At 42.0% G+C, this 25,215-nt stretch carries 21 protein-coding genes, 2 tRNA genes and 1 CRISPR repeat array; of the genes, 15 read left to right on the forward strand and 8 right to left on the reverse strand.

Annotated features, from left to right (window positions below; genetic code table 11):
- The first annotated feature begins 122 nt into the window (after positions 1–122).
- The 6 genes from CDG79_RS21425 to CDG79_RS21450 all read left to right on the forward strand — a co-directional run bounded on the left by CDG79_RS21425 (position 123) and on the right by CDG79_RS21450 (position 7,822).
- Complete coding sequence (locus CDG79_RS21425) at positions 123–1,889, forward strand: Mu transposase C-terminal domain-containing protein (RefSeq protein WP_223278245.1); 1,767 nt, start codon at positions 123–125, stop codon at positions 1,887–1,889.
- A 9-nt stretch (positions 1,890–1,898) separates the two neighbouring features.
- A complete protein-coding gene (locus CDG79_RS21430) occupies positions 1,899–2,738 on the forward strand; it encodes a TniB family NTP-binding protein (protein ID WP_094343930.1) in 840 nt (279 codons plus the stop codon).
- A gap of 1 nt (position 2,739) precedes the next feature.
- Entirely contained in the window at positions 2,740–3,261 is a 522-nt protein-coding gene (locus CDG79_RS21435) for a TniQ family protein (RefSeq protein WP_094343931.1), read from the forward strand.
- Between the two features lie 239 nt (positions 3,262–3,500).
- A complete protein-coding gene (locus CDG79_RS21440; protein ID WP_094343932.1) occupies positions 3,501–7,019 on the forward strand; it encodes a helicase-related protein in 3,519 nt (1,172 codons plus the stop codon).
- A gap of 138 nt (positions 7,020–7,157) precedes the next feature.
- Positions 7,158–7,436 carry a hypothetical protein gene (locus CDG79_RS21445; protein WP_094343933.1) on the forward strand — a complete coding sequence of 93 codons (279 nt, stop codon included), beginning with the start codon at positions 7,158–7,160 and terminating at the stop codon, positions 7,434–7,436.
- Positions 7,436–7,822: a type II toxin-antitoxin system VapC family toxin gene (locus tag CDG79_RS21450; RefSeq protein ID WP_094343934.1), complete on the forward strand. Its 387-nt coding sequence runs from the start codon at positions 7,436–7,438 to the stop codon at positions 7,820–7,822. The genes CDG79_RS21445 and CDG79_RS21450 overlap by 1 nt, the downstream gene beginning before the upstream one ends.
- A 328-nt stretch (positions 7,823–8,150) precedes the next feature.
- Here CDG79_RS21450 and CDG79_RS21455 read toward each other — a convergent pair whose 3' ends face one another.
- Positions 8,151–8,498: a helix-turn-helix transcriptional regulator gene (locus CDG79_RS21455; protein ID WP_094343935.1), complete on the reverse strand. Its 348-nt coding sequence runs from the start codon at positions 8,496–8,498 to the stop codon at positions 8,151–8,153.
- 253 nt (positions 8,499–8,751) lie between these two features.
- On the opposite strand from CDG79_RS21455, the gene CDG79_RS21460 reads away from it, so the two are divergent.
- Both CDG79_RS21460 and CDG79_RS21465 read left to right on the forward strand, forming a co-directional pair.
- Positions 8,752–10,518 carry a DUF1156 domain-containing protein gene (locus tag CDG79_RS21460; protein ID WP_094343936.1) on the forward strand — a complete coding sequence of 589 codons (1,767 nt, stop codon included), beginning with the start codon at positions 8,752–8,754 and terminating at the stop codon, positions 10,516–10,518.
- Entirely contained in the window at positions 10,493–13,564 is a 3,072-nt protein-coding gene (locus CDG79_RS21465; protein WP_223278246.1) for a DUF499 domain-containing protein, read from the forward strand. The genes CDG79_RS21460 and CDG79_RS21465 overlap by 26 nt, the downstream gene beginning before the upstream one ends.
- A gap of 277 nt (positions 13,565–13,841) precedes the next feature.
- On the opposite strand, the gene CDG79_RS21470 is transcribed toward CDG79_RS21465, so the two are convergent.
- Positions 13,842–14,099, reverse strand: coding sequence for a hypothetical protein (locus CDG79_RS21470; protein ID WP_094343937.1), 258 nt, complete (start codon positions 14,097–14,099; stop codon positions 13,842–13,844).
- A 196-nt stretch (positions 14,100–14,295) separates the two neighbouring features.
- Here CDG79_RS21470 and CDG79_RS21475 point away from each other — a divergent pair, with 196 nt between their 5' ends.
- Entirely contained in the window at positions 14,296–14,589 is a 294-nt protein-coding gene (locus CDG79_RS21475) for a hypothetical protein (RefSeq protein WP_094343938.1), read from the forward strand.
- A 108-nt stretch (positions 14,590–14,697) separates the two neighbouring features.
- On the opposite strand, the gene CDG79_RS21480 is transcribed toward CDG79_RS21475, so the two are convergent.
- Entirely contained in the window at positions 14,698–14,964 is a 267-nt protein-coding gene (locus CDG79_RS21480; RefSeq protein WP_094343939.1) for a helix-turn-helix domain-containing protein, read from the reverse strand.
- A gap of 228 nt (positions 14,965–15,192) precedes the next feature.
- On the opposite strand from CDG79_RS21480, the gene cas12k reads away from it, so the two are divergent.
- Positions 15,193–17,118, forward strand: coding sequence for a type V CRISPR-associated protein Cas12k (gene cas12k / locus CDG79_RS21485; RefSeq protein ID WP_094343940.1), 1,926 nt, complete (start codon positions 15,193–15,195; stop codon positions 17,116–17,118).
- A 452-nt stretch (positions 17,119–17,570) separates the two neighbouring features.
- A CRISPR array of direct repeats spans positions 17,571–17,969; the repeat unit is 37 nt; unit sequence GTTGCAATGACCCTTCCCGTGTTGAGCGGGTTGAAAG.
- A gap of 724 nt (positions 17,970–18,693) precedes the next feature.
- Here cas12k and CDG79_RS21490 read toward each other — a convergent pair.
- Both CDG79_RS21490 and CDG79_RS21495 read right to left on the reverse strand, forming a co-directional pair.
- Positions 18,694–18,767, reverse strand: a tRNA-Met gene (locus tag CDG79_RS21490).
- Between the two features lie 225 nt (positions 18,768–18,992).
- Entirely contained in the window at positions 18,993–21,308 is a 2,316-nt protein-coding gene (locus CDG79_RS21495; RefSeq protein WP_094343941.1) for a peptidoglycan DD-metalloendopeptidase family protein, read from the reverse strand.
- A gap of 193 nt (positions 21,309–21,501) precedes the next feature.
- Between CDG79_RS21495 and CDG79_RS41220 the strand changes: the two genes are divergently transcribed.
- Positions 21,502–21,735, forward strand: coding sequence for a hypothetical protein (locus tag CDG79_RS41220; RefSeq protein WP_143855537.1), 234 nt, complete (start codon positions 21,502–21,504; stop codon positions 21,733–21,735).
- Positions 21,736–21,864: 129 nt separating this feature from the next.
- On the opposite strand, the gene CDG79_RS42570 is transcribed toward CDG79_RS41220, so the two are convergent.
- From CDG79_RS42570 to CDG79_RS21505, 3 genes are all read right to left on the reverse strand, one after another.
- Entirely contained in the window at positions 21,865–22,032 is a 168-nt protein-coding gene (locus CDG79_RS42570; protein ID WP_181154117.1) for a hypothetical protein, read from the reverse strand.
- A gap of 70 nt (positions 22,033–22,102) precedes the next feature.
- Complete coding sequence (locus CDG79_RS21500; protein ID WP_094343942.1) at positions 22,103–22,564, reverse strand: tRNA (cytidine(34)-2'-O)-methyltransferase; 462 nt, start codon at positions 22,562–22,564, stop codon at positions 22,103–22,105.
- 360 nt (positions 22,565–22,924) lie between these two features.
- Positions 22,925–23,344, reverse strand: a complete 420-nt coding sequence (locus CDG79_RS21505; RefSeq protein WP_094343943.1) for a fasciclin domain-containing protein — start codon at positions 23,342–23,344, stop codon at positions 22,925–22,927.
- A 158-nt stretch (positions 23,345–23,502) separates the two neighbouring features.
- On the opposite strand from CDG79_RS21505, the gene CDG79_RS21510 reads away from it, so the two are divergent.
- The 4 genes from CDG79_RS21510 to CDG79_RS21525 all read left to right on the forward strand — a co-directional run bounded on the left by CDG79_RS21510 (position 23,503) and on the right by CDG79_RS21525 (position 25,024).
- Positions 23,503–23,739 (forward strand): DNA-directed RNA polymerase subunit omega, encoded by a 237-nt coding sequence (locus CDG79_RS21510; RefSeq protein WP_073645038.1) that lies wholly within the window; start codon positions 23,503–23,505, stop codon positions 23,737–23,739.
- A 237-nt stretch (positions 23,740–23,976) separates the two neighbouring features.
- A complete protein-coding gene (locus tag CDG79_RS21515; RefSeq protein WP_223278249.1) occupies positions 23,977–24,492 on the forward strand; it encodes a hypothetical protein in 516 nt (171 codons plus the stop codon).
- 42 nt (positions 24,493–24,534) lie between these two features.
- Positions 24,535–24,900 (forward strand): DUF1818 family protein, encoded by a 366-nt coding sequence (locus tag CDG79_RS21520; RefSeq protein ID WP_094343944.1) that lies wholly within the window; start codon positions 24,535–24,537, stop codon positions 24,898–24,900.
- A 50-nt stretch (positions 24,901–24,950) separates the two neighbouring features.
- Positions 24,951–25,024, forward strand: a tRNA-Pro gene (locus tag CDG79_RS21525).
- Positions 25,025–25,215 lie beyond the last annotated feature (191 nt).

Here is a 25,215-nt window from a genome sequence, read left to right on the forward strand (position 1 = left end):
TTTTATGTTTGATTATTTCTCGTCCTTCATCATATTAATTCAGTATTATTTTCTTAATTATCCTGACTTTTCGCTTTTATCTTGACTGTAATCTTTTTATACTTCAAGTTGAAGTGCGGAATGTGGGTTATATTGTTCAGTTAAGAATGTATCAGAAGTTAAAGAATTCTTGTCTTTCAAGCGAAGATGATGCTGTTGAATTACAACAGCATCAAAATTCTACAAAACCTCATAAACTGCCGTCAGAAGAGTTAATCACAGAGCAGGTAAAGCTGAGGATGGAGGTAATTCAAAGCCTCACAGAGCCATGCGATCGCAAAACCTATAGGGCTAAAAAGATAGAAGCTGCCCAAAAACTGGGTGTATCAATTCGCCAAGTAGAACGCTTACTTCAAAAATGGCGAGAACAAGGGTTAGTGGGACTGACTACAACACGCTCAGATAAGGGGAAGTATCGCCTTGAGCAGGAGTGGATAGATTTCATCATTAATACTTATAAAGAGGGTAATAAAGGTAGCAAGCGGATGACCCGGAATCAGGTATTTCTGAAGGTCAAAGGTAGAGCTAAACAACTTAGCCTTAACAAAAGTGAACACCCTAGCCACCAATCGGTTTATCGAATTCTTGACGAACATATTGAGCAGAAAGAGAGAAAGGAGAAAGCAAGAAGCCCTGGCTATTTAGGAGAGCGATTGACGCACATGACCCGCGATGGGCGAGAGTTGGAGGTGGAGGGTAGCAATGATGTTTGGCAATGCGATCATACTCGTTTAGATGTAAGACTTGTGGATGAGTATGGAGTGTTAGACCGTCCTTGGCTGACAATTGTTATCGACTCCTACTCCCGTTGCCTAGTGGGGTTTTATGTAGGATTTGATCACCCTAGCTCCCAAATAGATACCCTAGCTCTAGGTCATGCCATTTTGCCCAAGTCTTACGGTTCCGAGTACCAACTACGCAATGAATGGCAAGCTTACGGAAAACCTAATTACTTCTATACCGATGGTGGAAAAGATTTTACTTCCATCCACACTACAGAACAAGTTGCAGTACAAATAGGTTTTAATTGTGCTTTGAGAAGACGACCATCTGATGGCGGAATTGTGGAGCGTTTTTTTAAAACACTTAATTTGCAAGTGCTAAATACCCTGCCTGGATATACGGGTTCAAACGTGCAGGAAAGACCAGAAAATGTGGATAAAGATGCTTGCTTAACTCTTAAGGATTTAGAGCTATTGTTAGTACGCTTCATCGTTAATGAGTATAACCCGCACACAGATGCTAGGATGAAAGGCCAGTCTCGAATTGGACGATGGGAGGCTGGATTAATGGCAGACCCATATCTTTATGATCAATTGGACTTGGCAATTTGTTTAATGAAGCAAGAACGGCGTAAAGTCCAAAAATATGGCTGTATTCAATTTGAAAACTTGACCTATAGGGCGGAGCATTTGAGAGGTCGAGACGGAGAAACTGTGGCATTTCGATACGATCCGGCTGATATAACTACACTTCTTGTATACAAGATGAATGCAGACGGAACAGAAGAATTTATGGATTACGCTCATGCTCAAGCTTTAGAGACTGAATGCCTGTCTTTACGCGAACTAAAGGCAATTAATAAGCGGCTAAATGAAGCAAGCCAAGAAATCAATAATGACTCAATTTTAGAGGCAATGATAGACCGTCAAGCTTTTGTGGAGGAAACGGTAAAACGAAACCGCAAACAGCGCCGACAAGCAGCAAATGAGCAAGTAAACCCTGTAGAGCAAGTGGCTAAGAAATTTGCTACCCCGGAACAAAAAGAAGTCGAACCTGAAAGCGAAGCAGATATAGAGTTACCCAAATACGAAGTTCGCTATATGGATGAGTTTTTTGAGGAAGATTAGGTATAAAAAATGACTAATGCAATGTCGCTTGCCAAGCAATTTGGTGTGATTCAGGAACTTACGCCAGAAATCCAAGCTGAAATTGAACGTTTAAGCCGTCAACCTTACTTAGAACTCGACCAAGTAAAACGTTGTCACGCTTGGATGTATGAGTTAGTAATCTCTAGAATGACTGGTTTATTGCTAGGAGAATCACGCTGCGGAAAAACGGTCACTTGCAAAGCTTTTGCAAATCTTTATAACAAATTACGGCAGACAAAGGGTCAGCGCATGAAGCCTGTAGTTTATATTCAGGTTGGCAAAAATTGTGGCTCCAGAGATTTTTTTATGAAAATCCTTAAAGCTTTAAATAAACCCTCCAATGGAACTATTTCTGACCTGCGAGAACGAACACTGGATAGCCTAGCAATACATCAGGTTGAGATGCTTATTATTGATGAGGCTAATCACCTTAAGTTCGAGACGTTCTCAGATGTACGGCATATTTATGATGATGATGAGTTAAAGATTTCAGTTCTTCTTGTTGGTACTACAAGTCGCCTTTTAGCAATAGTTAAGCGCGATGAACAAGTTGTGAACCGTTTTCTAGAACAGTTTGAGTTAGACAGATTAGAGGATACTCAATTTAAGCAAATGATTCAAATATGGGAACGAGATGTTCTCAGATTGCCAGAAGAATCAAAATTGGCAAGTGGAGATAACCTCAAGATTTTAAAGCAAGCAACCAAGAAATTAATTGGTAGGTTGGACATGATTCTTCGTAAAGCTGCTATTCGCTCATTACTGAGAGGACAGAAACAAGTCGATAAAGATATTTTAAAAGAAGTAATTGCAGCATCGAAATTGTGAGATGGAAGAAAATATAGATGAAAAAAGACAAATTTGGTTAACCAGAGTTGAGCCTTTTGATGGAGAAAGTATCAGTCATTTTTTAGGTAGATTTCGACGAGAAAAAGGGAATAAGTTTTCTGCCCCTAGTGGATTAGGTGATGTTGCAGGGCTTGGGGTCGTTTTAGCACGTTGGGAAAAGTTTTACTTCAATCCCTTCCCAACTCATCAGGAGTTAGACGCACTAGCAACTGTGGTTGAGCTTGATGCTGAAAGACTACGACAGATGTTGCCTCCAGAAGGTGTGGGAATGAAGCACAGCCCAATTCGCTTGTGTGGTGCCTGCTATGCTGAGTCAGTTTGCCATAAAATCGAGTGGCAATTTAAAAAGAGGGTAGGATGCGATCGCCATCTGTTACGCTTGTTATCAAAATGCCCTGTCTGTGAAAAACCCTTTCCAGTTCCGGCTTTATGGATGGACGGACAATGCCAGCGATGTTTTACATCCTTTGCAGAAATGGCAGAACATCAAAAGCATTACTGACTAAGAGAACTTGTCTTAACACTTTGACAATACAGTACCTCAAACCTAGTTATCAGATTGCGATCGCTTAAAATCAGCTTTTCAATTAAGCAACATCAAGCTACTACAGCCAAAAACAGTAAATATACTAGCTACTAACCAGCCTAGTGTCTCTTATGGTCATAAGGAGCAATGTCCGACCAAAAAACATTGGTATCTACATTGCTACTGACATCTGCCAAAAGGGAAAACACCGCAATATGGTTAGACTTGAGGATTTAACAAAAGGCACGCAAGTACAAGGTATCCTGCCAAATAGTATTGTCGCCATCGTTGATGCTCAGTGGCATGGCTCTGATGTTGTGGAATTAACATACAAAGATGCTAGCGGCACGTTAGGGAATGAGTTAGTCTTTCGAGACAGAGAACCTACCTTGGAAATAATCACCTCTGGTGGTGCTTGGAGTTTCACTGCTGATGGAGCTAATTTTCGTCTGGCATCAGAAGCACACCGCATCCGTCTAGCTTATCTCTTTGACCCCTTGCTAGCCGTTCACACTTCTCTAGTCGAACCCTTACCCCACCAAATAACCGCCGTTTACGGGGAAATGTTGACTCGACAACCTCTGCGTTTTCTCTTAGCAGATGACCCAGGTGCAGGTAAAACTATTATGGCGGGGTTGCTGATGCGGGAATTGCTGATCCGAGGTGATTTGCATCGTTGCCTTGTGATTTGTCCCGGCAGTTTAGCCCCACAGTGGCAAGATGAATTGTCACAAAAGTTTCATTTACGCTTTGAAATTCTTACTAATGATCGCATTGAATCAGCAGTAACTGGAAATGCTTTTGCTGAAATGCCGTTGGTGATTGTGCGGCTGGACAAACTCAGCCGTAATCAAGATTTACAAGCAAAACTAGCACAGACAGACTGGGATTTAGTTGTTTGCGATGAAGCTCATAAAATGTCAGCTTCATTTTTTGGTGGTGAAATTAAAGAGACGAAACGCTACAAGCTTGGTAAGTTACTCTCAACTTTGACTAGGCATTTTTTATTAATGTCAGCGACACCACATAACGGCAAAGAGGAAGACTTCCAGTTGTTTATGGCGTTATTGGATGGAGACAGATTTGAAGGACGCTTCCGTGATGGTGTTCACGTAGCAGATACTTCCGACTTGATGCGGCGATTGGTTAAAGAAGATTTGCTGAAATTTGATGGAAAACCGCTATTTCCAGAACGCCAAGCTAGCACTATAGAATATGAACTATCGGATTTAGAAGCGGTACTGTATAAGCGAGTTACTGAGTACGTCCGCGAGGAATTTAATCGTGCCGATGCTTTAGAAAATGAAGGGCGCAAAGGTAATGTTGGCTTTGCTTTGACAATTTTGCAACGTCGGCTTGCTTCTTCCCCAGAAGCTATATATCAATCGCTGCTACGCCGTCGGGAAAGGTTGCAAAAACGACTGAGGCAAGAAGAAGTTTTGAGGCAGGGAAGTAATGCAATCATCATTGAATTTAAGCAGGTTCTGGATCTGGAAGACTTAGAAGATGATTTAGAGGATATTCCTGGTGAAGAACGAGAAGCAACAGAACAGGAAGTAGTTGACCTAGCTACAGCATCACGGACGATCGCAGAATTACAAACAGAAATTAAGCTTTTAGAAGAATTAGAGCAACTGGCACTGCGGGTGCGGCGTAGTGGTAAAGATAAAAAATGGGAAGAACTCTCGAATCTGTTGCAAAATGATGCCGAAATGTTCAACGCCCAAGGACATCGGCGCAAACTCCTGATTTTTACCGAGTACCGGGACACATTAAATTATTTGACAGATCGGATTCGGACGCTACTTGGACGTAATGAAGCGGTGGTAAATATACATGGCGCAATGGGACGCGAAGAACGCCGCAAAATGCAGGAAGCGTTTACCCAAGATATCGAAGTACAAGTCTTAATAGCTACGGATGCTGCGGGTGAAGGGATTAACTTGCAAAGGGCGCACCTCATGGTTAATTACGATTTACCTTGGAATCCTAACCGCCTAGAACAGCGTTTCGGACGAATTCACCGGATTGGGCAGACGGAGGTATGTCACTTATGGAATTTAGTGGCAAAAGGCACTCGTGAAGGCGATGTGTATTTAGCGTTATTGAAAAAGATAGAGGCAGAGCAGAAGGCACTGGGAGGTAAAGTATTTGATGTATTGGGGAAAGCGATCGCAGGGACGGAATTACGAGAATTATTGATTGAAGCAATTCGCTATGGCGATCAACCAGAGGTGCGAGACAGACTCAACCAAGTCGTACATGATAAACTCGACCAACAGCGACTACGCGAACTTTTAGAAGAAAGAGCTTTGGCGCGGGATTCAATGGATATCGCCAAAGTGCAGCAAATTCGGGAAGAAATGGAAAGGGCAGAAGCGCGACGGTTGCAACCTCATTTTATTGCTTCTTTCTTCCTAGAAGCATTTACCCAATTAGGTGGAACATTGCGTCAACGAGAACCCCAGCGTTACGAAATCAGTCATGTTCCGGCAGTTATTCGCAATCGAGGGCGGCAAATTGGTGTAGGAGAACCGTTGCTGCTACGTTACGAACGTGTCTGCTTTGAAAAAGATTTGATCAGTGTTTCTCTTAAACCTCTAGCTGCTTTCATCTGTTCTGGACATTCTCTACTGGATGCCACAATTGACCTGACTTTGGAACGACACCGGGATTTGTTGAAACAAGGGACTATCTTAGTCGATGAAAATGATTCCAGCGAAGGAACCCGCGCCTTAGTTTATTTAGAACATTCCATACAAGACGCGCGGACAAATCTAAATGGCTCTAGGCGTTTAGTATCGCGGCGGATGCAATATGTAGAAATCAATCCAGAAGGCAATACTGACAATGCAGGTTACGCACCTTACCTCAACTACCGTCCGCTAACAGACGAGGAAAAGGGTGTTGTGGAAAAAGTTTTAGAAGAATCTTGGTTGCGAGAAGATTTAGAAGCAAAAGCCAAGAGTTATGCGATCGCTCACCTTGTTCCCCAACATCTTCAAGAACTCAAGCAGCGCAAAGAGGAACTAATTGCTAAGACGATGACGGCAGTAAAAGATAGATTAACCAAGGAAATTAATTACTGGGATCATCGGGCAGAAGAACTGAAAATGCAAGAGGAAGCTGGCAAGCCTAATGCCAAAATTAACTCAGGTAAAGCACGTCAGCGAGCGGATGATTTACAAGCACGGTTAATGCAGCGCTTGGAAGAATTAGAGCAAGAACGTAGATTATCGCCATTACCGCCTGTGGTGGTTGGGGGCGCGTTGGTAGTTTCAGTAGGCTTACTGCAACGAATGCAAGGCAAACAACAGGCAACAACAGCGATGTTTGCCAAGGAGACGGAACGGGTAGAACAGGCAGCAATGACGGCTGTGATGGAAGTAGAACGCAATTTAGGGTACGAACCAACAGATGTAAGTACCCAGAAGTGCGGCTATGATATTGAGTCACGCATCCCTAAAACGGGACAGTTGCGATTTATTGAGGTGAAAGGGCGAATTACAGGCGCTAAAACTGTGACAGTGACGAAGAATGAAATTATTACCGCTCTAAACAAGCCCGATAATTTCATTTTGGCATTGGTGCAAGTGCCTTTAGTAGAAGATATGGAAGGTAATTGTTCTATTCACTACTTACGCCGTCCATTCCATAAAGAACCAGATTTTGCTGTGACGAGTATTAATTATGATTGGCTGGAGTTGTGGCAACAGGGAACTGAGCCAGTTTAAAATAATTATTTACCGTGTTAATGATTACATTCTTGATATTTTTAATCATTCTTCATCCTCCAAGACTATTCGATTTCATCTTCAGTGAGGGTAGATTTTATTGGTTATAATGCTGGTAATCAGTAGGGCATAAGTAAAATGTCACAAAAAACTTTTGATATTGCTGACTTATCTGATAATTTAGCTGATTTATTGTCAGATATCCAAAATAATGTTGAAGTTACCCTAACTCATCAGGGTGTCCCTTTGGCAAAAGTTTTGCCTTTGACTCAACCTGAGCCTACAGTTACTAAAGCTGATTTAAATGATGCTTTAAAGCCAAGAGTTGCGGGTTTTTGGCAGGGGAAAGTTAAGATTGCTGATGATTTTGATGAGACTCCAGAAGAAGTAATTGCAGCATTTTATGGGGATGAGTAGTGAGTTTTTTGTTAGATACTCATATTTTGTTGTGGTTTTTAGAAAATGATTCTAAATTGTCAGATCGGGTGCGAGAGGTAATTACTAATCCTGAAAATTTAATTTTCGTCAGTGCGATTAGTGCTTGGGAGATTTCAATTAAACAGTCTTTAGGAAAGTTAATTGCTCCTAGTAATTTGGAGGAGGCTTTGCGCTTCAGTCGGTTTGAGGTTTTGTCTATGACATTGGCACATGGAATAAAGGTTGCTGATTTGCCTCTACACCATAAAGATCCTTTTGATCGGATGTTAATTGCTCAAGCTTTGGTAGAAGGTTTAATAATAATTACAGTAGACGAAAAGTTTAAATTTTATGATGTGCCATTATTCTCTGATGATTTCAGCTAGCTCAAATATGCCAAAATTTAATAACTCTAGCTTTCTCTAGAATAACTGCTAAAGGTTTACTTGGTTTGCTGATTGTTTTTCGGTGCGTAAGCGTAGCCCGTCGTAGACATCGCAATTTTGTCAGACTAATCGCTCTTGAGTCTGCCTCCTTTATTGGATATAGGACTCATATTTGATTTTTGAAAAAAACTCAGTACACCTTTATTCCTTCTTCCCAGTCCCCAGTCCCCAGTCCCTTACTTCTACGAGTGATTCAGAAATCAAATCGGATTGCTATAGCTAGTTATCCAACTAAAAAGGGATGCTTTTGGTGAGAGCAATCACAGGACTAAACTAACTCTTTAGCAGAAATCCTCAAAGGCTCGACTTTGTGCGATCGCTTTCCTTTGGGTGCTACAAAGCGAATCTCGACATCATAACCTGCACTCCTAGCAAGTTTTGCTAGAGTTTCAATTTTAGGAACCTGTTTCCCAGATTCAATCCGAGCTAGCTGTGGCTGTTTAATGCCAACCAACTTAGCAAAATCCCGTTGATTTAAGCCGCTAGCCTTCCTTAAAGCAATAACTTGTTTTGCACACTGGAATTCTGACTCCAAGGCATTGTATTCAGCTTTTACCTCTGGATCTGCTAAAACCTCATCACGGATAGAATCCCAAGAAATTGTGTTAGAAGTCATCGTTTTTTAAACTACAGGCTTTTAGCTAAAGATAATGTGCGCTCCGAGTTATCACTGAACCATCCAGCAAGTATCGTGATTATAATTGCCGGACGAAGCTCTGTAACTAACTTAGCCGAGCAGCAATCAACAAAGACTAATTAGCCTACCAATGCTTGATGTAAATATTCCGTAAGTCCACTCACTCGGAATATTTTGTGCTGCTTCTTGCTCAGACATTTACTGGCTTCCATCATATCAGTCTCGCAAAATAATGACCTACCGCAAGAAGCTAATCGAAGTCGCGTTACCACTGGAAGCAATTAACAAAGAATCTGCCAGAGAAAAATCAATTAGGCATGGACACCCTTCGACGCTACATTTATGGTGGGCGCGGCGGCCGCTAGCAACTTGTCGGGCAGTTTTGTTTTCGTCTTTGGTAGATGATCCCTCCAGTCATCCTGATAAATTTCCCACAAAAGAGGCGCAGGATACAGAGAGAAAACGCCTGTTTGAAATTATTGAGCAATTGGTGAAGTGGGAAAATATCAATAATCAGGAAGTTTTAGGCGCGGCTAAAGCAGAAATTCTCAAATCAACTAATAACAATCCACCGCCTGTCCTAGATCCATTTTGTGGTGGGGGTTCCATACCTTTGGAAGCGCAAAGATTGGGTTTGGAGGCACATGGTAGTGATATTAATCCGGTGGCGGTTTTGATTACCAAAGCTTTAATTGAAATTCCGCCGAAGTTTGCAAATCAGCCTCCGGTTAACCCTGATTCTCGAAAAAACTCTTTAGCTACTAAAAAATGGTTTGGGGCGCAGGGATTAGCTGAAGATGTTCGCTATTACGGGCAATGGATGCGAGATGAAGCTTTTAAGCAAATTGGGCATCTTTACCCAAAAGTGAATGTACCGCAGGAGTATGGTGGTGGTGAGGCAACGGTTATTGCTTGGTTGTGGGCAAGAACAGTGAAATGTCCTAACCCTGCTTGTGGCGCAAAAATACCGTTGGTGCGTTCTTTTGTGCTTTCGACAAAGAAGGGAAAAGAAGCTTGGGTAGAACCAATTGTTGATAGGGAACAGCAACCGCCTATTGTGTCTTTTAAAGTCAAGACTGGCAAAGGGAAAGTACCAGAACCTCCAAAGATTGGACGCGGTGCAAAGTTTTGTTGTTTAGTATGTAATCAAATAGCCAGTGAAGAAAAGATTCGGGCAGAGTTTCGTGCTAAACGCAATGATGCCCAACTAATGGTAATTGTTGCAGAAGGAAATAAAGGACGTATTTATTTACCTCCTAATGAACAGCATATATCTGTAGCCCTTCGTGCTAAACCAGAGTGGAAACCAGAAGAGGAAATGAATCAAAAAACCAGTAATCTGGTGAGTGGTCGTGGCTATGGAATAACACATTGGCACGAGATTTTCACAAATCGTCAGCTTGTAGCTTTAACAACTTTTAGCGATTTGATTAAAGAAGCGCGAGAAAAGTTACTGACTGATGCAATATCTGCTGGGATGGCAGATGATAATTTACCGCTTTACAAAGCTGGTAGCAGTGCAACAGCTTATGCGGATGCAGTGGCGACTTATTTAGGACTTGCTTTGAGTAAGTTAAGTGACAGTTTATGTAGTCTAGTTACCTGGAAGCCAAGTATGGATCAAGCAATCCATGCATTCACTAAACAAGCACTTCCAATGGTATGGGATTATGCAGAATCTAATATGTTTAATAGTGCAGCAGGCGATTACAATACTACAATTAGCACAATAGTTCGTGCGCTTAAAAATTTAGTTGCTGAAGGGGTTGGCAACGTTAAACAAATAGATGCGACTACAACAGATATTTTAAGCTATGCAAAATCAATTGTTGTCTGTACAGACCCACCTTACTATGACAATATTAGCTATGCTGATCTATCGGATTTTTTCTATGTCTGGCTGCGTCGTTCTTTAAGCTCTATTTATCCCGATCTTTTTCATACTATTGCTGTTCCAAAAGAAAAAGAATTAGTTGCTACTCCCTATCGAATTAATTGACACGCGCAACTCTTGGGCGCACAACAAGCCACTCTCTACAGATGATGCCTATCGCGCTCTTGATAGTGTATCGCGGTTACTTTCTGCTTTTTCTGCACCAGAAGCAGATGAAGTTGATAAACAAAAACAAGAACTTTTGCGGCTACGCTTTACAGAACAAGCCCGTCGTGAAACTCGTCGTGCTACTCTCCAACCTCTAGAAGGCAATCCTGTAGGCGGTTTAAAACCCTGGCGAGAAATTGTTACACCTCACCCAGATGTTGCCTCTGGTAGCTACCAACAAGCAGAATTTGCTGCCGACCTCTGGCAAGTTTATTTAGATGAAGGTTCCGACGAATACCGTATACCTACAGAGTTTTTTAGCCGTACTTTTCTCACCGAAGGGCTAAAGCAACTGCTCACAAATGCCTTACTACGTCTTTCTAGCAATCAAGGCGACCCCGTTATCGAACTCCAAACCAACTTTGGTGGCGGCAAAACCCACGCGATGCTGGCACTATACCACCTGTTTATGGGAGTTCCAGCATCCGAGTTACCAGGATTGGAACCAGTGCTGGAAGCGGCAAATGTTTTACCTCCGCCAAAAGTTAATACAGCAGTCCTAGTAGGAAATAAAATTTCTCCGGGTCAGCCTCAACCTAAAAAAGATGGCACAGTTGTCCGAACACTCTGGGGCGAATTAGCTTGGCAACTGGGCGGTAGGGAAGCCTACGAAATGATTCGAGAGGCAGATGAAACCTCAACGAACCCTGGCGATACTCTCCGGCTGCTGTTTAACCGCTATGCACCCTGCCTGATTTTAATTGATGAATGGGTGGCTTATGCCCGACAGCTTCACGAAATAAACGACCTTCCGGGAGGCAGCTTTGACACTCACTTTACCTTTGCCCAGACTTTGAGTGAGTCGGCAAAAAACGCTAACCAAACTCTTTTGGTCGTGAGTATTCCGGCATCCGATAATGAGATTGGAGGCGATCGCGGTAAAGCAGCCTTAAGTAGACTCAAAAATGCTATTGGCAGAGTTGAATCTCCTTGGCGACCAGCAACTGCCGATGAAAGCTTTGAAATTGTGCGGCGGCGGCTGTTTCAACCCATCACCGAAGAAAGTGGCTTTATTGCCCGTGATGCCATCATCCGTGCCTTTGCAGAAATGTACCAAAACCAATCTCAGGAGTTTCCTAGTGAGTGCCGAGAAGGTAGTTACAAACGACGGCTAGAAAATGCCTATCCTATCCATCCAGAACTGTTTGACCGACTTTATAATGACTGGTCAACTCTCGACAAATTCCAACGCACGCGGGGTGTACTGCGACTGATGGCAAAGGTGATTCATTCACTTTGGGAAGGACAGGACAAGAGTTTGTTAATCATGCCTGCCAGCGTGCCAATGGATGACGGACAGGTACAAACAGAATTGACCCGCTACCTCGAAGATAACTGGGTGCCAGTGATTGAAAAAGATGTAGATGGATATAATTCTCTACCATTAGCGTGCGATCGCCAAAACCCGAACTTAGGACGTTACTCTGCCTGTCGCCGCGTTGCCCGGACGATTTACCTTGGTTCTGCTCCTACTCTGAGAGCAGCTAATCGTGGTGTAGAAGATCATCGAATCAAGTTAGGGTGTGTTCAACCAGGGGAAAGTGCAGCAACTTTTGGCGATGCTTTGCGCCGACTTACTGACCAGTCCACACATCTTTATGTCGATAATACTCGTTACTGGTTCTCAACTCAGCCTAGTGTCACCAGACTTGCCCAAGACAGAGCCGAGCAAATCCAACAGGATCAGGATAAAGTTTGGGATGAAATCATTCTCCGATTAAAGGCTGATAAGCAACGTGGCGAGTTTGCTGGAGTACATATTGCTCCCGACTCCTCGGCAGATGTTCCTGATGAAATGGCCGTAAGGCTGGTTGTCATGGGGCCACAACATCCCCATAAAAATAAGGAAAGCGAAACCCAAGCCCGCACCAGAGCCGAAGAAATACTAAACCAAAAGGGAGCCAGTCCTCGGTACTGCAAGAATATGTTGCTGTTCCTAGCACCAGACAAGGCAAAACTGGAGCTATTAGAACAATCTGTTTGCCAGTACCTCGCCTGGAATTCGATTATTCAAGATAAAGTAGCCTTAAACTTAGATGTTTTTCAAAGTAATCAGGCGACGACTAAACAACAGCAAACCGACAAAGATGTAAAAAGTTTAATTCAAGAAGCTTACATCTGGCTGTTAGTGCCGATGCAACCCGACCCCCAAGGAGAGATTGAATGGCAAGAAATTCGATTGCAAAAGCAAGACTCTCCTATTCTGCAAGCAAGTCGCAAAGCAGTTCATGAAGAACATTTGATTGCTAACTATGCCGCCAGCCGCCTGCGCTTGGAAGCTCTCGACCCTTATCTCTGGCGCGATGTAAACCACCTCGACCTTAAAAAGTTGTGGGAATACTTAGCGTACTACCTTTACCTGCCACGCATCAAAAATCAACAAGTGCTATTACAAGCGATCGCAGAAGGAGTTGCAGCGTTACTGTGGAATGAAAACTTTGCTTATGCCACAGGCTGGGATGAATCCAAAGGACGTTATCTTGGTTTGAAAGCAGCTGAACACATTACCGTAACCCTTAGCAGTCAAAATCTGATAGTTAAGCCAGAAGTAGCACAACACCAGTTTGAGGCAGATGCTGCTGCTAAACCTGTAACTCCACTAGTAGTTAAAGAAAAAACAGGAAGCTACAAGACTGAAAAAGAAAAAACTATTGACACTGTAGTAACAGCAGATGGCTCCTCTGATAGCCAAGTAACTGTCATAGTTCCACCAAAACGTTTCTATGGTTCAGTCAAATTGGACGCATTGCGGCTAAGACGTGACATAGGACAGATAGCAGACGAGGTTATTCAACACCTCAGTAGTTTAGTAGATGCTGAAGTAGAAATTACCTTAGAACTTCAGGTCACTGTCCCTGAAGGAGTTCCAGAGAACGTGATTCGCACAGTCAGCGAGAATTGTCGGGTTCTCAAATTTAGTAATCAGGGATTTGAACAAGAATAAAGTTGAGGTAGATAAACTTGTTAGATAGTAATGAGGTAAAGCATTAAGTCACATCCAACGAAGTAAGGGAAAGTCTTGTGGGTTAACGGATTTGAGTGCGATCGCAGTCTTAATCATAGTTACTACCTACTTATTACTCGTAGTAACTGAATATCTTCCCATAGTTAAACTCCTTAACAAAACTAAACCCGTCAGGCATCTGACGGGTTTTTTGGGTTCTTAGGGGCAGAACTGATAATTTGATCTATCCATAGCCTGAGAGAATCGTTCTCTTCTCTCAGGCTGCTAATTTTCCCAAGTATTCATTTTGGAGTGCAGCAACTTGTTGTTTTAGATTCTCCAAGTCCGCTTGCATTTTGGCTAAGTCTGGAGTTCCTTGGAGTTCTTCAGCCATGTAAGAACGAATCCATCCCATGATCAATTCTGAGGCTGTCTTGCCTTCAGCCTTAGCTTTATTCATAAAAGCTTCCTTTGTCTCATCATCCATTCTGACAATAATCTGATTGCTCAATTTTGTTGTCTGCCGCTTTGCCATACTACTTTCTGCTGAAAACTTTCAATCTGTAATAACTCTATTTACCTTAATTGTGGCGAATTTTGAAAATTTTGTAGTAACGTCGTTGCTTTAGTAATAACAAGTAGTTATAGTGTAATAACAATACAAAGGCGATCGCCCTCCGGGAAGAGACTGCGATCGCCTTTGGTAAAACCCCATCAATGAGGTTACTTAAATGATTACACAAGAAGAGTTTGACAACAAAGCCTCCGTAGAATCTGAGTTTGACGAATTAGATGACGCAGTAGCACCAGAAATTGAAATCGACTCAGTGCCAGATGATTTTGGAGAACTGTATCGAGTTTGGAATGGTTCCCATCTGCTTGGAACTTTTTATCAGAATCTTGAGGGTAAATGGGTAACACAACCCTGCAATAGCGATAAAAGACATTGCTGTGACACATCTGCTTCAGCGCAACTTTTGATCATTGCTGTCAACGGCCTACTGGTCGCGGATGTAGCTGCTTAATGATTTTTCTCCGCTCACCTGGAGACGTGAGGTTAGTCACGTCTCTTTCTTATTTTTTGTAGTACTGGAAGGACAAATTTGTGTCAGTGTGTACTAAAACGCTACAAACTAACACTCAGTATCTTTTTCTGATTTATGCTCTGCCTCAATACTGTAGTTGGTAAAAAGAGCAGAAATCGATATGTTCAGTGCTTTTGCAAGCTTTTCAATATTTTTGAGAGAAGGATTACGGGTTCCCGTCTCAATACTTGAGATGTAATTACGATGAAGTCCAGCTTTTTCAGCCAGTTCTTCTTGAGAATAATCTAGCTCTCGCCTTCTTCGTCTTATCGCTTTTCCAAAACGATATTCAATGCTGATGTTTTTTTCCCTCACAGCCTAATAGTGAGGTACTATCAATCATAAATCTACACATAATAAATTTAGTTTTGCACACTATAAGTGTTATTTTGAGAATACTAGTGTATTTAATGAAGTTTAGAAAACAGAAACCGCTATGACTAAGCTGATGTGCATCTAAATTGTATAGTACGAAAACGTAAAATTATTGTAGTGCGGGCAACATGAGCGCATCGCATATACAAATTAAATACGCAACAGCTTATGAGCGTGATCACAATTCAATGTCGATTAGTAGCGAGCGAAGATACCCGCCGCCATCTGTGGCAATTGATGGCGGAGAAGAATACACCTTTGATTAATGAACTACTTAAACAGGTAAGAATACATCCTGATATGGAACAGTGGTTGAAAAAGGGCAAACTACCAGATGGAGTAATCAAACCACTGTGTGACTCACTCAGTACTCAAGAATGCTTTGTTAACCAACCTAAGCGTTTTTACAAATCAGCTATTGAAGTAGTCGAATATATTTACAAGTCTTGGTTGGCATTACAGAAAGAACGACAACAAAAAATCGATAAAAAAGAGCATTGGCTCAATATGCTCAAAAGTGATATAGAACTGGAACAAGAAAGTAACTTTAGTTTAAATATTATTCGCGCTAAAGCTATTAAAGTTTTAGCACACTATATTGCTAAGGTTGAAGAAAATCATAAGCAAGATATTACAAATAAAAATGTAAATAAGCGTAAAAAAAGCAAAAGTAAAAACAATAATTACACCCTGTTTGACATTTTATTTAAGGCTTACGATCAAGCAAAGGTTTCTCTTAATCGGTGTGCTATCGCTTACTTATTGAAGAATAATTGTCAGGTTAGCGAAGAAGAGGAAGACCCTAATCGGTATGCTCTACGTCGTAGTAAGAAATTGAAAGAGATTGAACGTCTTAAAGAACAACTGAAATCGAGGATACCTAGTGGTCGTGATTTAACAGGACAAGAGTGGCTACAAAGCCTTTTAGTCGCAACTACCAATGTTCCTGAAAGCGAAAATCAATTTAAAATTTGGCAGAAACATCTTTTACAAAATTCTAGTTCGATACCATTTCCAGTTCAATTTACAAGCAACGAAGACCTTATTTGGTCAAAAAATGAAAAAGGTCGTATTTGTGTTAGCTTCTCAGGTGAAGAATTCAATAATCATATCTTTGAAATTTACTGTGATAAGAAACAAATTTATTGGTTTCAAAGATTTTTAGAAGATCAGAGCATTAAGCGCAACAACAAAAAACAGTATTCATCTTCTCTGTTTACTTTACGTTCAGGACGTTTAGCATGGCAAGACAATAAAGGCAATGACCTTCCCTGGAAGATTCATCGTTTAACTCTTTATTGCAGCGTTGATACTCGCTTGTGGACGATTGAAGGGACTCAGGAGTTTAGGCGAGAAAAAGTAGACGAAATTACTGAAAAACTGGCGGACATGGAAAAAAAAGAAAACTTAAATAAAAATCAGCAAATTTATGTTAAACGCCTTAACTCAACACTCACTAAAATCGACACCGCCTACCCACGTCCTAATCAAAACTTGTATCAGGGTAAAACATCAATTCTCATTGGTGTGAGTTTGGGTCTAGAAAAGCCTGCAACAATAGCTATTGTTGACTGTCCCACAAATAAAGTTCTTGCGTATCGTAGTGTTAAACAGCTACTTGGTGATAATTACAACCTACTGAACCGCCAGCGACAGCAGCAGCAACGTAATTCTCATGAACGCCACAAAGCTCAAAAAAGCAACACACAAATTAAGTTGTCAGAATTGGAGTTAGGAAAGCACATTGATAACTTACTAGCACAAGCAATTATCACGTTAGCTAAAAGTTACCAAGCTGGCAGCATTGTTCTACCCACAATGAAAAATGTACGCGAGAGCATCCAAAGTGAAATAGAAGCTAGGGCAGTGAAAAGATGTCCTAATTACAAAGAAGGTCAGCAACAGTATGCTAAACAGTACCGCCAGAGTATTCATCGTTGGAGCTACAACAGACTGATTGGGTGTATTAAGAGCCAAGCCGCTAAGGCAAACATTTCTATAGAACAAGGCCCACAACCTATTCGAGATAGTCCTCAAGAAAAAGCGCGAGATTTAGCGATCGCTGCTTACCATTTTCGTCAAAATAAATCTTAATCTTCAGATTGAGCAAATATACTGAACCTTGACAATAAAATAAGTAATAGCGCCGCAGTTCATGTTCTTTGTAACCGCTGAACTGTGAAAAATATGGGGTAGTTTGACTATTGGAAGATAGTCTTGCTTTCTGACCCTAGTAGCTGCTCACCCTGATGCTGCTGTCTCCGGACAGGAATAAGGTGCGCTCCCAGCAATAAGGGCGCGGATATACTGCTGTAGTGGCTACTAAATCACCTCCGACCAAGGGGGAACCCATACCAATCCTTGTTTTCAGGCATTAGAAGAGATTAAAAATTTTCAGTCGATTCGCGCTTGCTTGCGGTGAAAGGGTTTTAGCGTTTAATGGCACACAAATTGCCCATTCAAACGGTAGTTGAAGAAGCATGGAATATACATCCGCGCTATCAACTCTGGAATCCTTCACAAAACAAGGATTCTATAGAGGAAGGGTTGCAATGACCCTTCCCGTGTTGAGCGGGTTGAAAGGTCAATGAGACTCGCGAAATTGTTGTTCGTCTGAAGTTGCAATGACCCTTCCCGTGTTGAGCGGGTTGAAAGACAGCACCCGCAAGAGTACCCAAAGACGTAACCAGTTGCAATGACCCTTCCCGTGTTGAGCGGGTTGAAAGTCAGCGTAAGTACGAAACCGCGCAGGAGTACGAAGTTGCAATGACCCTTCCCGTGTTGAGCGGGTTGAAAGCCGATTGGGCGATCGCTATCCTTACTCGTGGTGCAAGTTGCAATGACCCTTCCCGTGTTGAGCGGGTTGAAAGTTAACCTAGGTCAGGTACAAGTGCCAAAATTAAACCACGTTGCAATGACCCTTCCCGTGTTGAGCGGGTTGAAAGGCTTGCCATAAACCTCGTGTGTACCGGGAACGGTAGGTTAACGTGAGTTCGATGAACTTTAAAGCCTGAAACCCTTGACCAGCATATTATCTGGTAACTAACAGATTCTAAAAATTTTTGAGCTTATTGAGAATAAAATCAGTAACTCTTGAGTCTGTCAATTATTGACCTTATTCTCAACTAATGATTGAGATTTGCTATCAGCCTTAGTTTGAATAATCCTTGATTTACAAGGCTTTAAGCCTATAAAATCCGTCGAACTCACGTTAGGTTACAATGACTATTCCTGCAAAAATGGATTAAAATTTAATACTTAATCATGATCAAGAAAGGAAAAGTTATGTAAATTCTTCCAGTACAAGGCTAGTGAAAATATAAAGATTAGGAAATATTGGGTATGGGTTGAAAGGGTTCAACTCCGTCCTGCTTAACTATAAAGAACAAAATTTCTCTGTTTAAGCAAGGTAGAGTAAAAGTTTTTAGAGCTTGAGTTAAACTTAAGCTTATGGTTTTCTATTAGGGATGTCTGATGTTGACCAGTCACTGTACACGCTCGATAAATATCTAAGTATTACGACATTAGTTTGTGAACGGTTTTCTCCAATGAGCTACGACACCAATTAGTGAAAGAGCGACATTAATGTGTGAAAAACGACATTAATTTGTGAACGGCTACATCTAATTTGTGAATGTACACCTGCTTATATTATCGTTATTCTTAAAGTGGCTCAGGTCGGAGTTGAACCAACGACCCCAGGCTTATGAGTCCCGTGCTCTAACCAACTGAGCTACTGAGCCATATTTCATAAAACTATTGTCTAGTATAGCATATAAATTTGCTTAAGAATAGCCCCTGTTGCAATTTTCTTACAGCTTTCATCTCTGTTGAGGTCATAGAAAGCAAAAGAGGGAGTTTACCGGACTCAGTTCTGAGTCTTGAGTGCTGAATAAAGTAGAAAGTACTCAGCACTGTATAATCTCCCTCAACTAACAAGGCAACGATTAGTTACAGACAGTCAAAAATTACACGCGATTGGATGGTAAGAAGGCTATTGGGTTAACAGCACCCTTACCTGCTGGATGGATTTCAAAGTGGCTGTGTGGCCCAGTGCTATGACCAGTAGTGCCCATTAAAGCAATTGTTTCTCCTTGATGCACCTGTTGACCAGGTTGCACCAGAATTTTACTGTTATGAGCATAGCGAGTCGTGCTGCCATCAGGATGGCGGATTTCAACAAGGTTGCCGTAGCCACCGTTGTTCCAGCCAGCTTTTTCAATAGTCCCCTCAGCTGAAGCAACTACTGGCGTACCAGTAGAGTTAGCAACATCAATTCCCTTGTGCGGTCTTCCCCAGCGCATACCAAAGCCAGAAGTTAGGGTACCTTTTGCTGGCCAAATGTAAGCTAAGGTGGAAGTAGATGGAGGAGGTGTCAGTTCGTCAATGGGTCTTGGCAAATATTGATCCACTGCTGCCAAAGGTGGCATTACCTGTGGAGAAACTGTCCTTCCCCGCATCATTCCTAATGACTCAGAGGCATTTGCTCTTCCAGAAGGCGTTGCAACTCTTGTGGCAGATTGAGTGCCAGAGGGAGTCCACTTACTAGCAGAACCGAGATTAGGCAAGAACTCTGGGTTTACTGGTTCGGTGGAACGGACAGCAGCACTGAATTGGGGCTTAACTGGTTGAACGCTATAGTTAGACCTAATTGGTGTAGGAACTGGAATTGGTATTGCTACGCTATTCGGTCGAACTGCAAAATTGGGTACTGTGAAATTATTGGGGGTAGAAATAGGAGTGAGCATTGCAGCATTCTTAGTTTCGCTAGCTGCTGGTACAACTAAGTTACCAGACTGTTGGGCGCGATATTTCTGCTGTAATCTCTGAATTTCCGCTTGCAAGCCCTGCAAACGATCGCTATTATTTCCCCTTGCTACCCTATTTGCTGCTGTTTTAGGCTGTTGCATTTGGGCAAAAGCTGTTGGCACTGGATCTTCACCACCAACACCATAAGACCTAGTAGTGGTAGGGGCTACTTCTAAGTCTGTGGCACTATTTGCCTGAACCGGATTATTCGCAATTACCGATGTAGGCACGGCAACGCTGCTGTTGTCGGCAATAGATGGTAATTGTGAAGTCGATGGTAAATAGGAGTTAGCATTACCAATGTTTACAGGGGAGGTGGCTACCTTGGGAGTTTTCTTGGACTCTACAAAAGTAGGTTTACTCGCTACTGTGGGTTTACTTGCTACAGTTGCCTCAACTTGAACAGCAGGAATAATTAGTTGTTGACTAATTCGCAGTTCATTGGGGTTATTGAGGTTATTTGCCTTAACTATTTCTGATACTGAAGTATTGTATTTGCTGGCGATCGCTGCTAGTGTATCTCCAGGCTTAACTTCGTAAGATGTTCGAGCCGAGGACGCAATGACTGTTGGTGTAGCTGCTACTGGTACAATTGCACTAGTTTGTGTCTTCTGTTTTAACTTCGATATCAAGTTCGCTTTGCTTGCATCGCCAGAAGTGTCCGACTGGGCTAATACAGTTTTTTCAACTACAGTCGTCGGTTGCGCCAAAGCAGTATCAGCTGGTGATGAGTTTGCAATTTCCCCTGACTGCAACTGTGCCAGACTGTTTCTTAACCGATTAGATTTTTCTTGTAAGCGATTCAGTGCAAACTCTTGTTGCGCTTTAAGTTGTGCATTTATTTCACTGTTGACTGCACCAGATGTTGCCACTATTTGTGGCTGGCCATTCAGTGATATATTTGTACTACCAACACCATTCGCACTAGAGTCAGACAGATTATTGACTGTCGGGAAACTAGTCTCGGCTAATGTGTTGTTCAATCCCTGTGCCACTTGAGGCTTCAGGTTGGTGGAATTTTTATAACTGGCTGTTGCTGGGGGTAATGTTTCTGATGCAGGAAGTTGCAAAGACATTTTATTTGTAGCGACTTGCCATTTAGCTTCAAGCCCAGGCACTTGTGAGACTGCCGTTGGTTCCACAATAACGGGATTTTCCGGCACGCTCGCTGATGAGACTGCATGGGATTCCAGCTTTGTGGAGGCAAATTTCACCTCAGTGTCAGGAACAGCAGGAATAGCTGAGGTTGCCTTTTGGCTGCCTACTGGCACCGCTGCTTGGGCTTGATCGCTTTGTCGAGTCACCAAAAGGCTGGTTGCTCCCATAGAGATTGCCAAGCCAATCATGGCAGCTTTTGTCCGCACCCGGCGGTTAACTTTTGGATTCATCACATTTAGCACTTCTACCGGGGCATCATCGCTGCTGGGGTTATTGTTCAACACAGCTTTTACTCTCTTTTTTAATGCTCGTTTCAAAGACGACCTCCTATGATCACTAGCGCTTAATTGACCTCGATTTTTCAGTTGCATCCTAGTCAATGATTTAGATCGCAACGAACGATAGATCGAGATCGCATTCACCAGAGATGCTTACGCAAGATTAACCTGCTTCTCTGATTTAGACAAGTTTACATGTATTAGCAAAACTTAAAGTTTGCTGTGTTTACACTTGTCCGAACCACTCCTAACACCACTTAGGACGTTTTACTCTTTACCATTATCCGCGTTTGTCTTGCGTCAATCGCGGGGACTAGACAAATTATTTGTCAAGTCCATAGTCGCTGCCGAGAATGAAATTGCTGCGACTTCTGGAAAAATGATGCCCCCTGCTGTAGATATCTTCAAGATATTTCTACCCAATCAGTCTTCTTCAACACGAGACTTTACGTTGATTATTCCCTAAAAAACAACCGTATTAACTATCAGCTACTTTTCGGCTGCTTTCTGGCATTCATCAAACCGAGATAGCTAAAACACAGTATATCACTGGATTGTAGCTCTTTTAATCCTCATTGAGGATGCTTCAAATTCATCAAAATCTATCATTCAAATTTGGCATTATCTCAAGTTTTATATATAAATTTCTTATAATAACCTTGCTCCCTTTGTAAGTATCTTCCACTACAATTTCCGAATAAACCTCTTTTTCGGTATATTGTTTTACATATTTTCCTGGAATCAATAAAGCTTTTGCTGCCACAATTCCCTCGTTTTATATAGAGATATTTAGATGTTGTAAGTAAATGTACCAATATTAGTGAAGGTAAAAACTATTGCAAATAGCCTAACTGACGACGGGTTTCAAATAAGCCAATTGCTACACTTACTGATAGATTTAAGCTGCGAACCCCTGGTTGACTCATGGGAATATACAGAGTAGCATCGCAATCTGACAAAATTGTTGGTGGTAAGCCCGTAGTTTCACTACCAAACAGTAGCCAATCATCGGCTTGAAATTGAAAGTTGACATAATTAAAATTTCCACCAACGGTATAACCTAACCATCTGCCTCCCCGCTCTTGATGTACGGTTTTAAAGGCTTCTAGGGATTTGTGATAGTGCAGTTTGACATAAGGCCAGTAATCCAAACCGGCTCTTTTGAGGTAGCGATCGCTAATTTCAAACCCCAATGGCCCTACCAAATGCAACTCCGTACCTGTAGCTGCACAAGTACGGGCAATATTACCTGTATTAGGAGGAATTTGTGGGTTAACTAAAACTACCTGGGGCATTATCCGTATAATCTACGTATTGTATAAAACAATTTATTGTCAATGTTAAATCTACCAAAGGGTAGAGGCTATTCATAGGTTTTGTTAATAATAATCAAGCATCTTCCATTGATTAAATTTTTAAAACAATAGCATGAACCCTCCCAAAGCAATGCCTGAGAGGATATTTGGCTAAAATCAGTAAATATTAAGTTTTGTGTAGATAAAGTTAAGTGCTTGTGTCTTTTGGGGCTAATGTCTCCCAGAAAATCTACCGTTGGTCTAAAGACATGAAATGCTCACAGTACTAAAGAAGAGGCAGAAAGGATGGAAATAAAAAGGGGAAAGACTTACTGCAACTTCTCACTTACTCCCCTGTCCTTACCTCCCTGCTACCATTGCAGGCATCAACACTGCATCAATAATATGGATCGCGCCATTGTCTGTCAGAATGTCTGTTTTGAGGATATTGGCGCTATTTACTTTAATTTTGCCGTCGGCAGATTCAATCGCTACAATTGACCCCTCAAGCGTCTCTGCCTCATTAATCTCTAGCAAATCATCAGACCGAACATCACCACTAACGATATGATACGCCACAATTTTCTGGAGCTTAGGGATATCTTTTAGTAGCGAATCTAAAGTTCCTTCTGGCAGATTGGCAAAGGCTTCGTCAGTTGGTGCAAATAGTGTGAAAGAACCAGGACTCTTGAGAATTTCTATAAGATTTGCAGCTGTAGCAGCCTTCACCAGGGTATTAAAGTTTCCCGCGTTGATAGCAGTTTCCACAAGGTCAGCCATAAGGATATGTGACTTTAGTCAAAAGTATATAAGTAACTTATAAATTGATTAGAAGGCTTTTAGCCTCTATCAACAGAGAGGTTGCTGGCGATTAAATACACAGCAGCAGATTTCTCAGTACTGCTACACTGGTGAATGACCCCAAGAACCACTGAATTATGCTAAAGCGTTCTAAGTTCGAGACAACTCAGTCTCAGATTATGCATCGGGCTGAGGATCTGATTAGTGCAGCCTCAAATCGTTACCGCATTACGGTTCAGGTGGCAAATCGTGCTAAACGTCGGCGTTATGAAGATTTTGAAAATAACGAAGATGCGATGATGAAGCCAGTTCTAAGAGCAATTATCGAAATGTCTGATGAATTGACTCAACCAGAGATTATTGGCGAACTATAAAAACAGTAATGGGGTGAGAGTGCTGTTAGCGTTAGCGGGGCGTTTAGCCCATGCCGAGTAAAAATACAGTGTGATAGCACTCTCATTTCGAGATATCGTTCTATGAGCAAGAAAAAAATTCTACCTAGATCAATCCTCTCAAAACTCGTGACTCAGCACGGGCTAAACGCTCCGCTACCGCCAACACCAATACTACTTGCCTTAATGGTAGTGAGTGTAACTGTTTTGGGTTCAGGGATGGGTAAATCACTACATCGAAATTTATTTAGTATCCAACCTGCTTATGCTCAAAGAATCACTCCTGGCGATGTTTGGCAGCTAGTTTATCAGCAATTGCCAGATTTACCACGGGAAAACAAGTATATCAGCAAAGAAAATGGGAAAGTTGCCGAAACCAACACCCTAGTAAATCGTCTGATTAGATATCACGTTTATACCAAAGGGCGTGCCCCAATTTATCGCTTGGATTGGAAGCTGACTTTAGCTGATTACCTGGGCGCGAATGAAATTATGTATGATACTACCTATCCGGGCAATGATTCGCTACGGGAAAATCCTATTGATGGCGATAAAGCTGCGATCGCACGTCTTACTCGCAGTCAGCGAGATGCCCTAGTGCAAGTCTTAGTAAATATATTTAACCCCACCACTTCCCAAAATACCCTATCCCCCACTCCTGACACCACAGCCACTCCTAGTAAATCAACTACTCCACAGTCACCCCAACGAGGAGGTGCTGAACTACTGAGATAGTGGGAAAGTTAGGAATTGTGAGTTGTAAACTCCTAACTAATTATGGAACGCGTTATCAAAACCGGATCTGGCTGGCGTATTGGCTGGAATCCCGATCCACCTGAATTTAAAGGTTTAGTCGGTACAGATAATTGGGCGATTGAGTTAACTGAAGCCGAGTTGAATGATTTTTGCCGTCTACTAGCACAGTTAGCAGACACTATGAAGCAACTTGCAACTGAATTAATGGAAGAGGAAAAAATTGCTTGTGAAGCCGAAAGCGATTTGTTATGGATGGAAGTGGAAGGCTATCCTCATGATTACAGTCTGCGCTTCATCTTGAATACAGGGCGATGTGTAGAGGGTAAATGGGATGCTTCTGCTGTTCCAGATTTACTACAAGCGACTGGAATGCTTAAAGTTTTTTAAATTTGCCTCTTGATTATCCTAGAGCTTTGCTATATGATAGTAATTCTGACCGGGGCGTAGCGCAGCTTGGTAGCGCGCCACTTTGGGGTAGTGGAGGTCGTGGGTTCGAATCCCGCCGCTCCGATTGATGATAAGCCATGCCTGCTAGTCTCTTCAAAAGATTGGCAGGTTTTTCAATAGCTTTCTATCCGAAAAACTCAACCGAATACCAATTACGTACCACACAGAATATAACTATTTATTGCTTAATTTTGGGGGTTGTTTTTGTGTTCTTTACACCCCCTGAACGCTTACCAAAATTACAGACATAATTCA

Source organism: Nostoc sp. 'Peltigera membranacea cyanobiont' 232, from assembly GCF_002245985.1.
Taxonomy (GTDB): domain Bacteria; phylum Cyanobacteriota; class Cyanobacteriia; order Cyanobacteriales; family Nostocaceae; genus Nostoc.

Excerpts from the sequence above, each read along its gene's own strand:
- CDG79_RS21500 (WP_094343942.1), bottom strand. The coding sequence starts at position 22,564 with ATGCCCCAGGTAGTTTTAGTTAACCCACAAATTCCTCCTAATACAGGT.
- CDG79_RS21430 (WP_094343930.1), top strand. The coding sequence starts at position 1,899 with ATGACTAATGCAATGTCGCTTGCCAAGCAATTTGGTGTGATTCAGGAA.
- CDG79_RS21455 (WP_094343935.1), bottom strand. The coding sequence starts at position 8,498 with ATGACTTCTAACACAATTTCTTGGGATTCTATCCGTGATGAGGTTTTA.
- CDG79_RS21470 (WP_094343937.1), bottom strand. The coding sequence starts at position 14,099 with ATGGCAAAGCGGCAGACAACAAAATTGAGCAATCAGATTATTGTCAGA.
- CDG79_RS21435 (WP_094343931.1), top strand. The coding sequence starts at position 2,740 with ATGGAAGAAAATATAGATGAAAAAAGACAAATTTGGTTAACCAGAGTT.
- cas12k (WP_094343940.1), top strand. The coding sequence starts at position 15,193 with ATGAGCGTGATCACAATTCAATGTCGATTAGTAGCGAGCGAAGATACC.
- CDG79_RS21520 (WP_094343944.1), top strand. The coding sequence starts at position 24,535 with ATGGAACGCGTTATCAAAACCGGATCTGGCTGGCGTATTGGCTGGAAT.
- CDG79_RS21505 (WP_094343943.1), bottom strand. The coding sequence starts at position 23,344 with ATGGCTGACCTTGTGGAAACTGCTATCAACGCGGGAAACTTTAATACC.
- CDG79_RS21460 (WP_094343936.1), top strand. The coding sequence starts at position 8,752 with ATGACCTACCGCAAGAAGCTAATCGAAGTCGCGTTACCACTGGAAGCA.
- CDG79_RS21515 (WP_223278249.1), top strand. The coding sequence starts at position 23,977 with ATGGGTAAATCACTACATCGAAATTTATTTAGTATCCAACCTGCTTAT.
- CDG79_RS21440 (WP_094343932.1), top strand. The coding sequence starts at position 3,501 with ATGGTTAGACTTGAGGATTTAACAAAAGGCACGCAAGTACAAGGTATC.
- CDG79_RS21475 (WP_094343938.1), top strand. The coding sequence starts at position 14,296 with ATGATTACACAAGAAGAGTTTGACAACAAAGCCTCCGTAGAATCTGAG.
- CDG79_RS21445 (WP_094343933.1), top strand. The coding sequence starts at position 7,158 with ATGTCACAAAAAACTTTTGATATTGCTGACTTATCTGATAATTTAGCT.
- CDG79_RS21510 (WP_073645038.1), top strand. The coding sequence starts at position 23,503 with ATGCTAAAGCGTTCTAAGTTCGAGACAACTCAGTCTCAGATTATGCAT.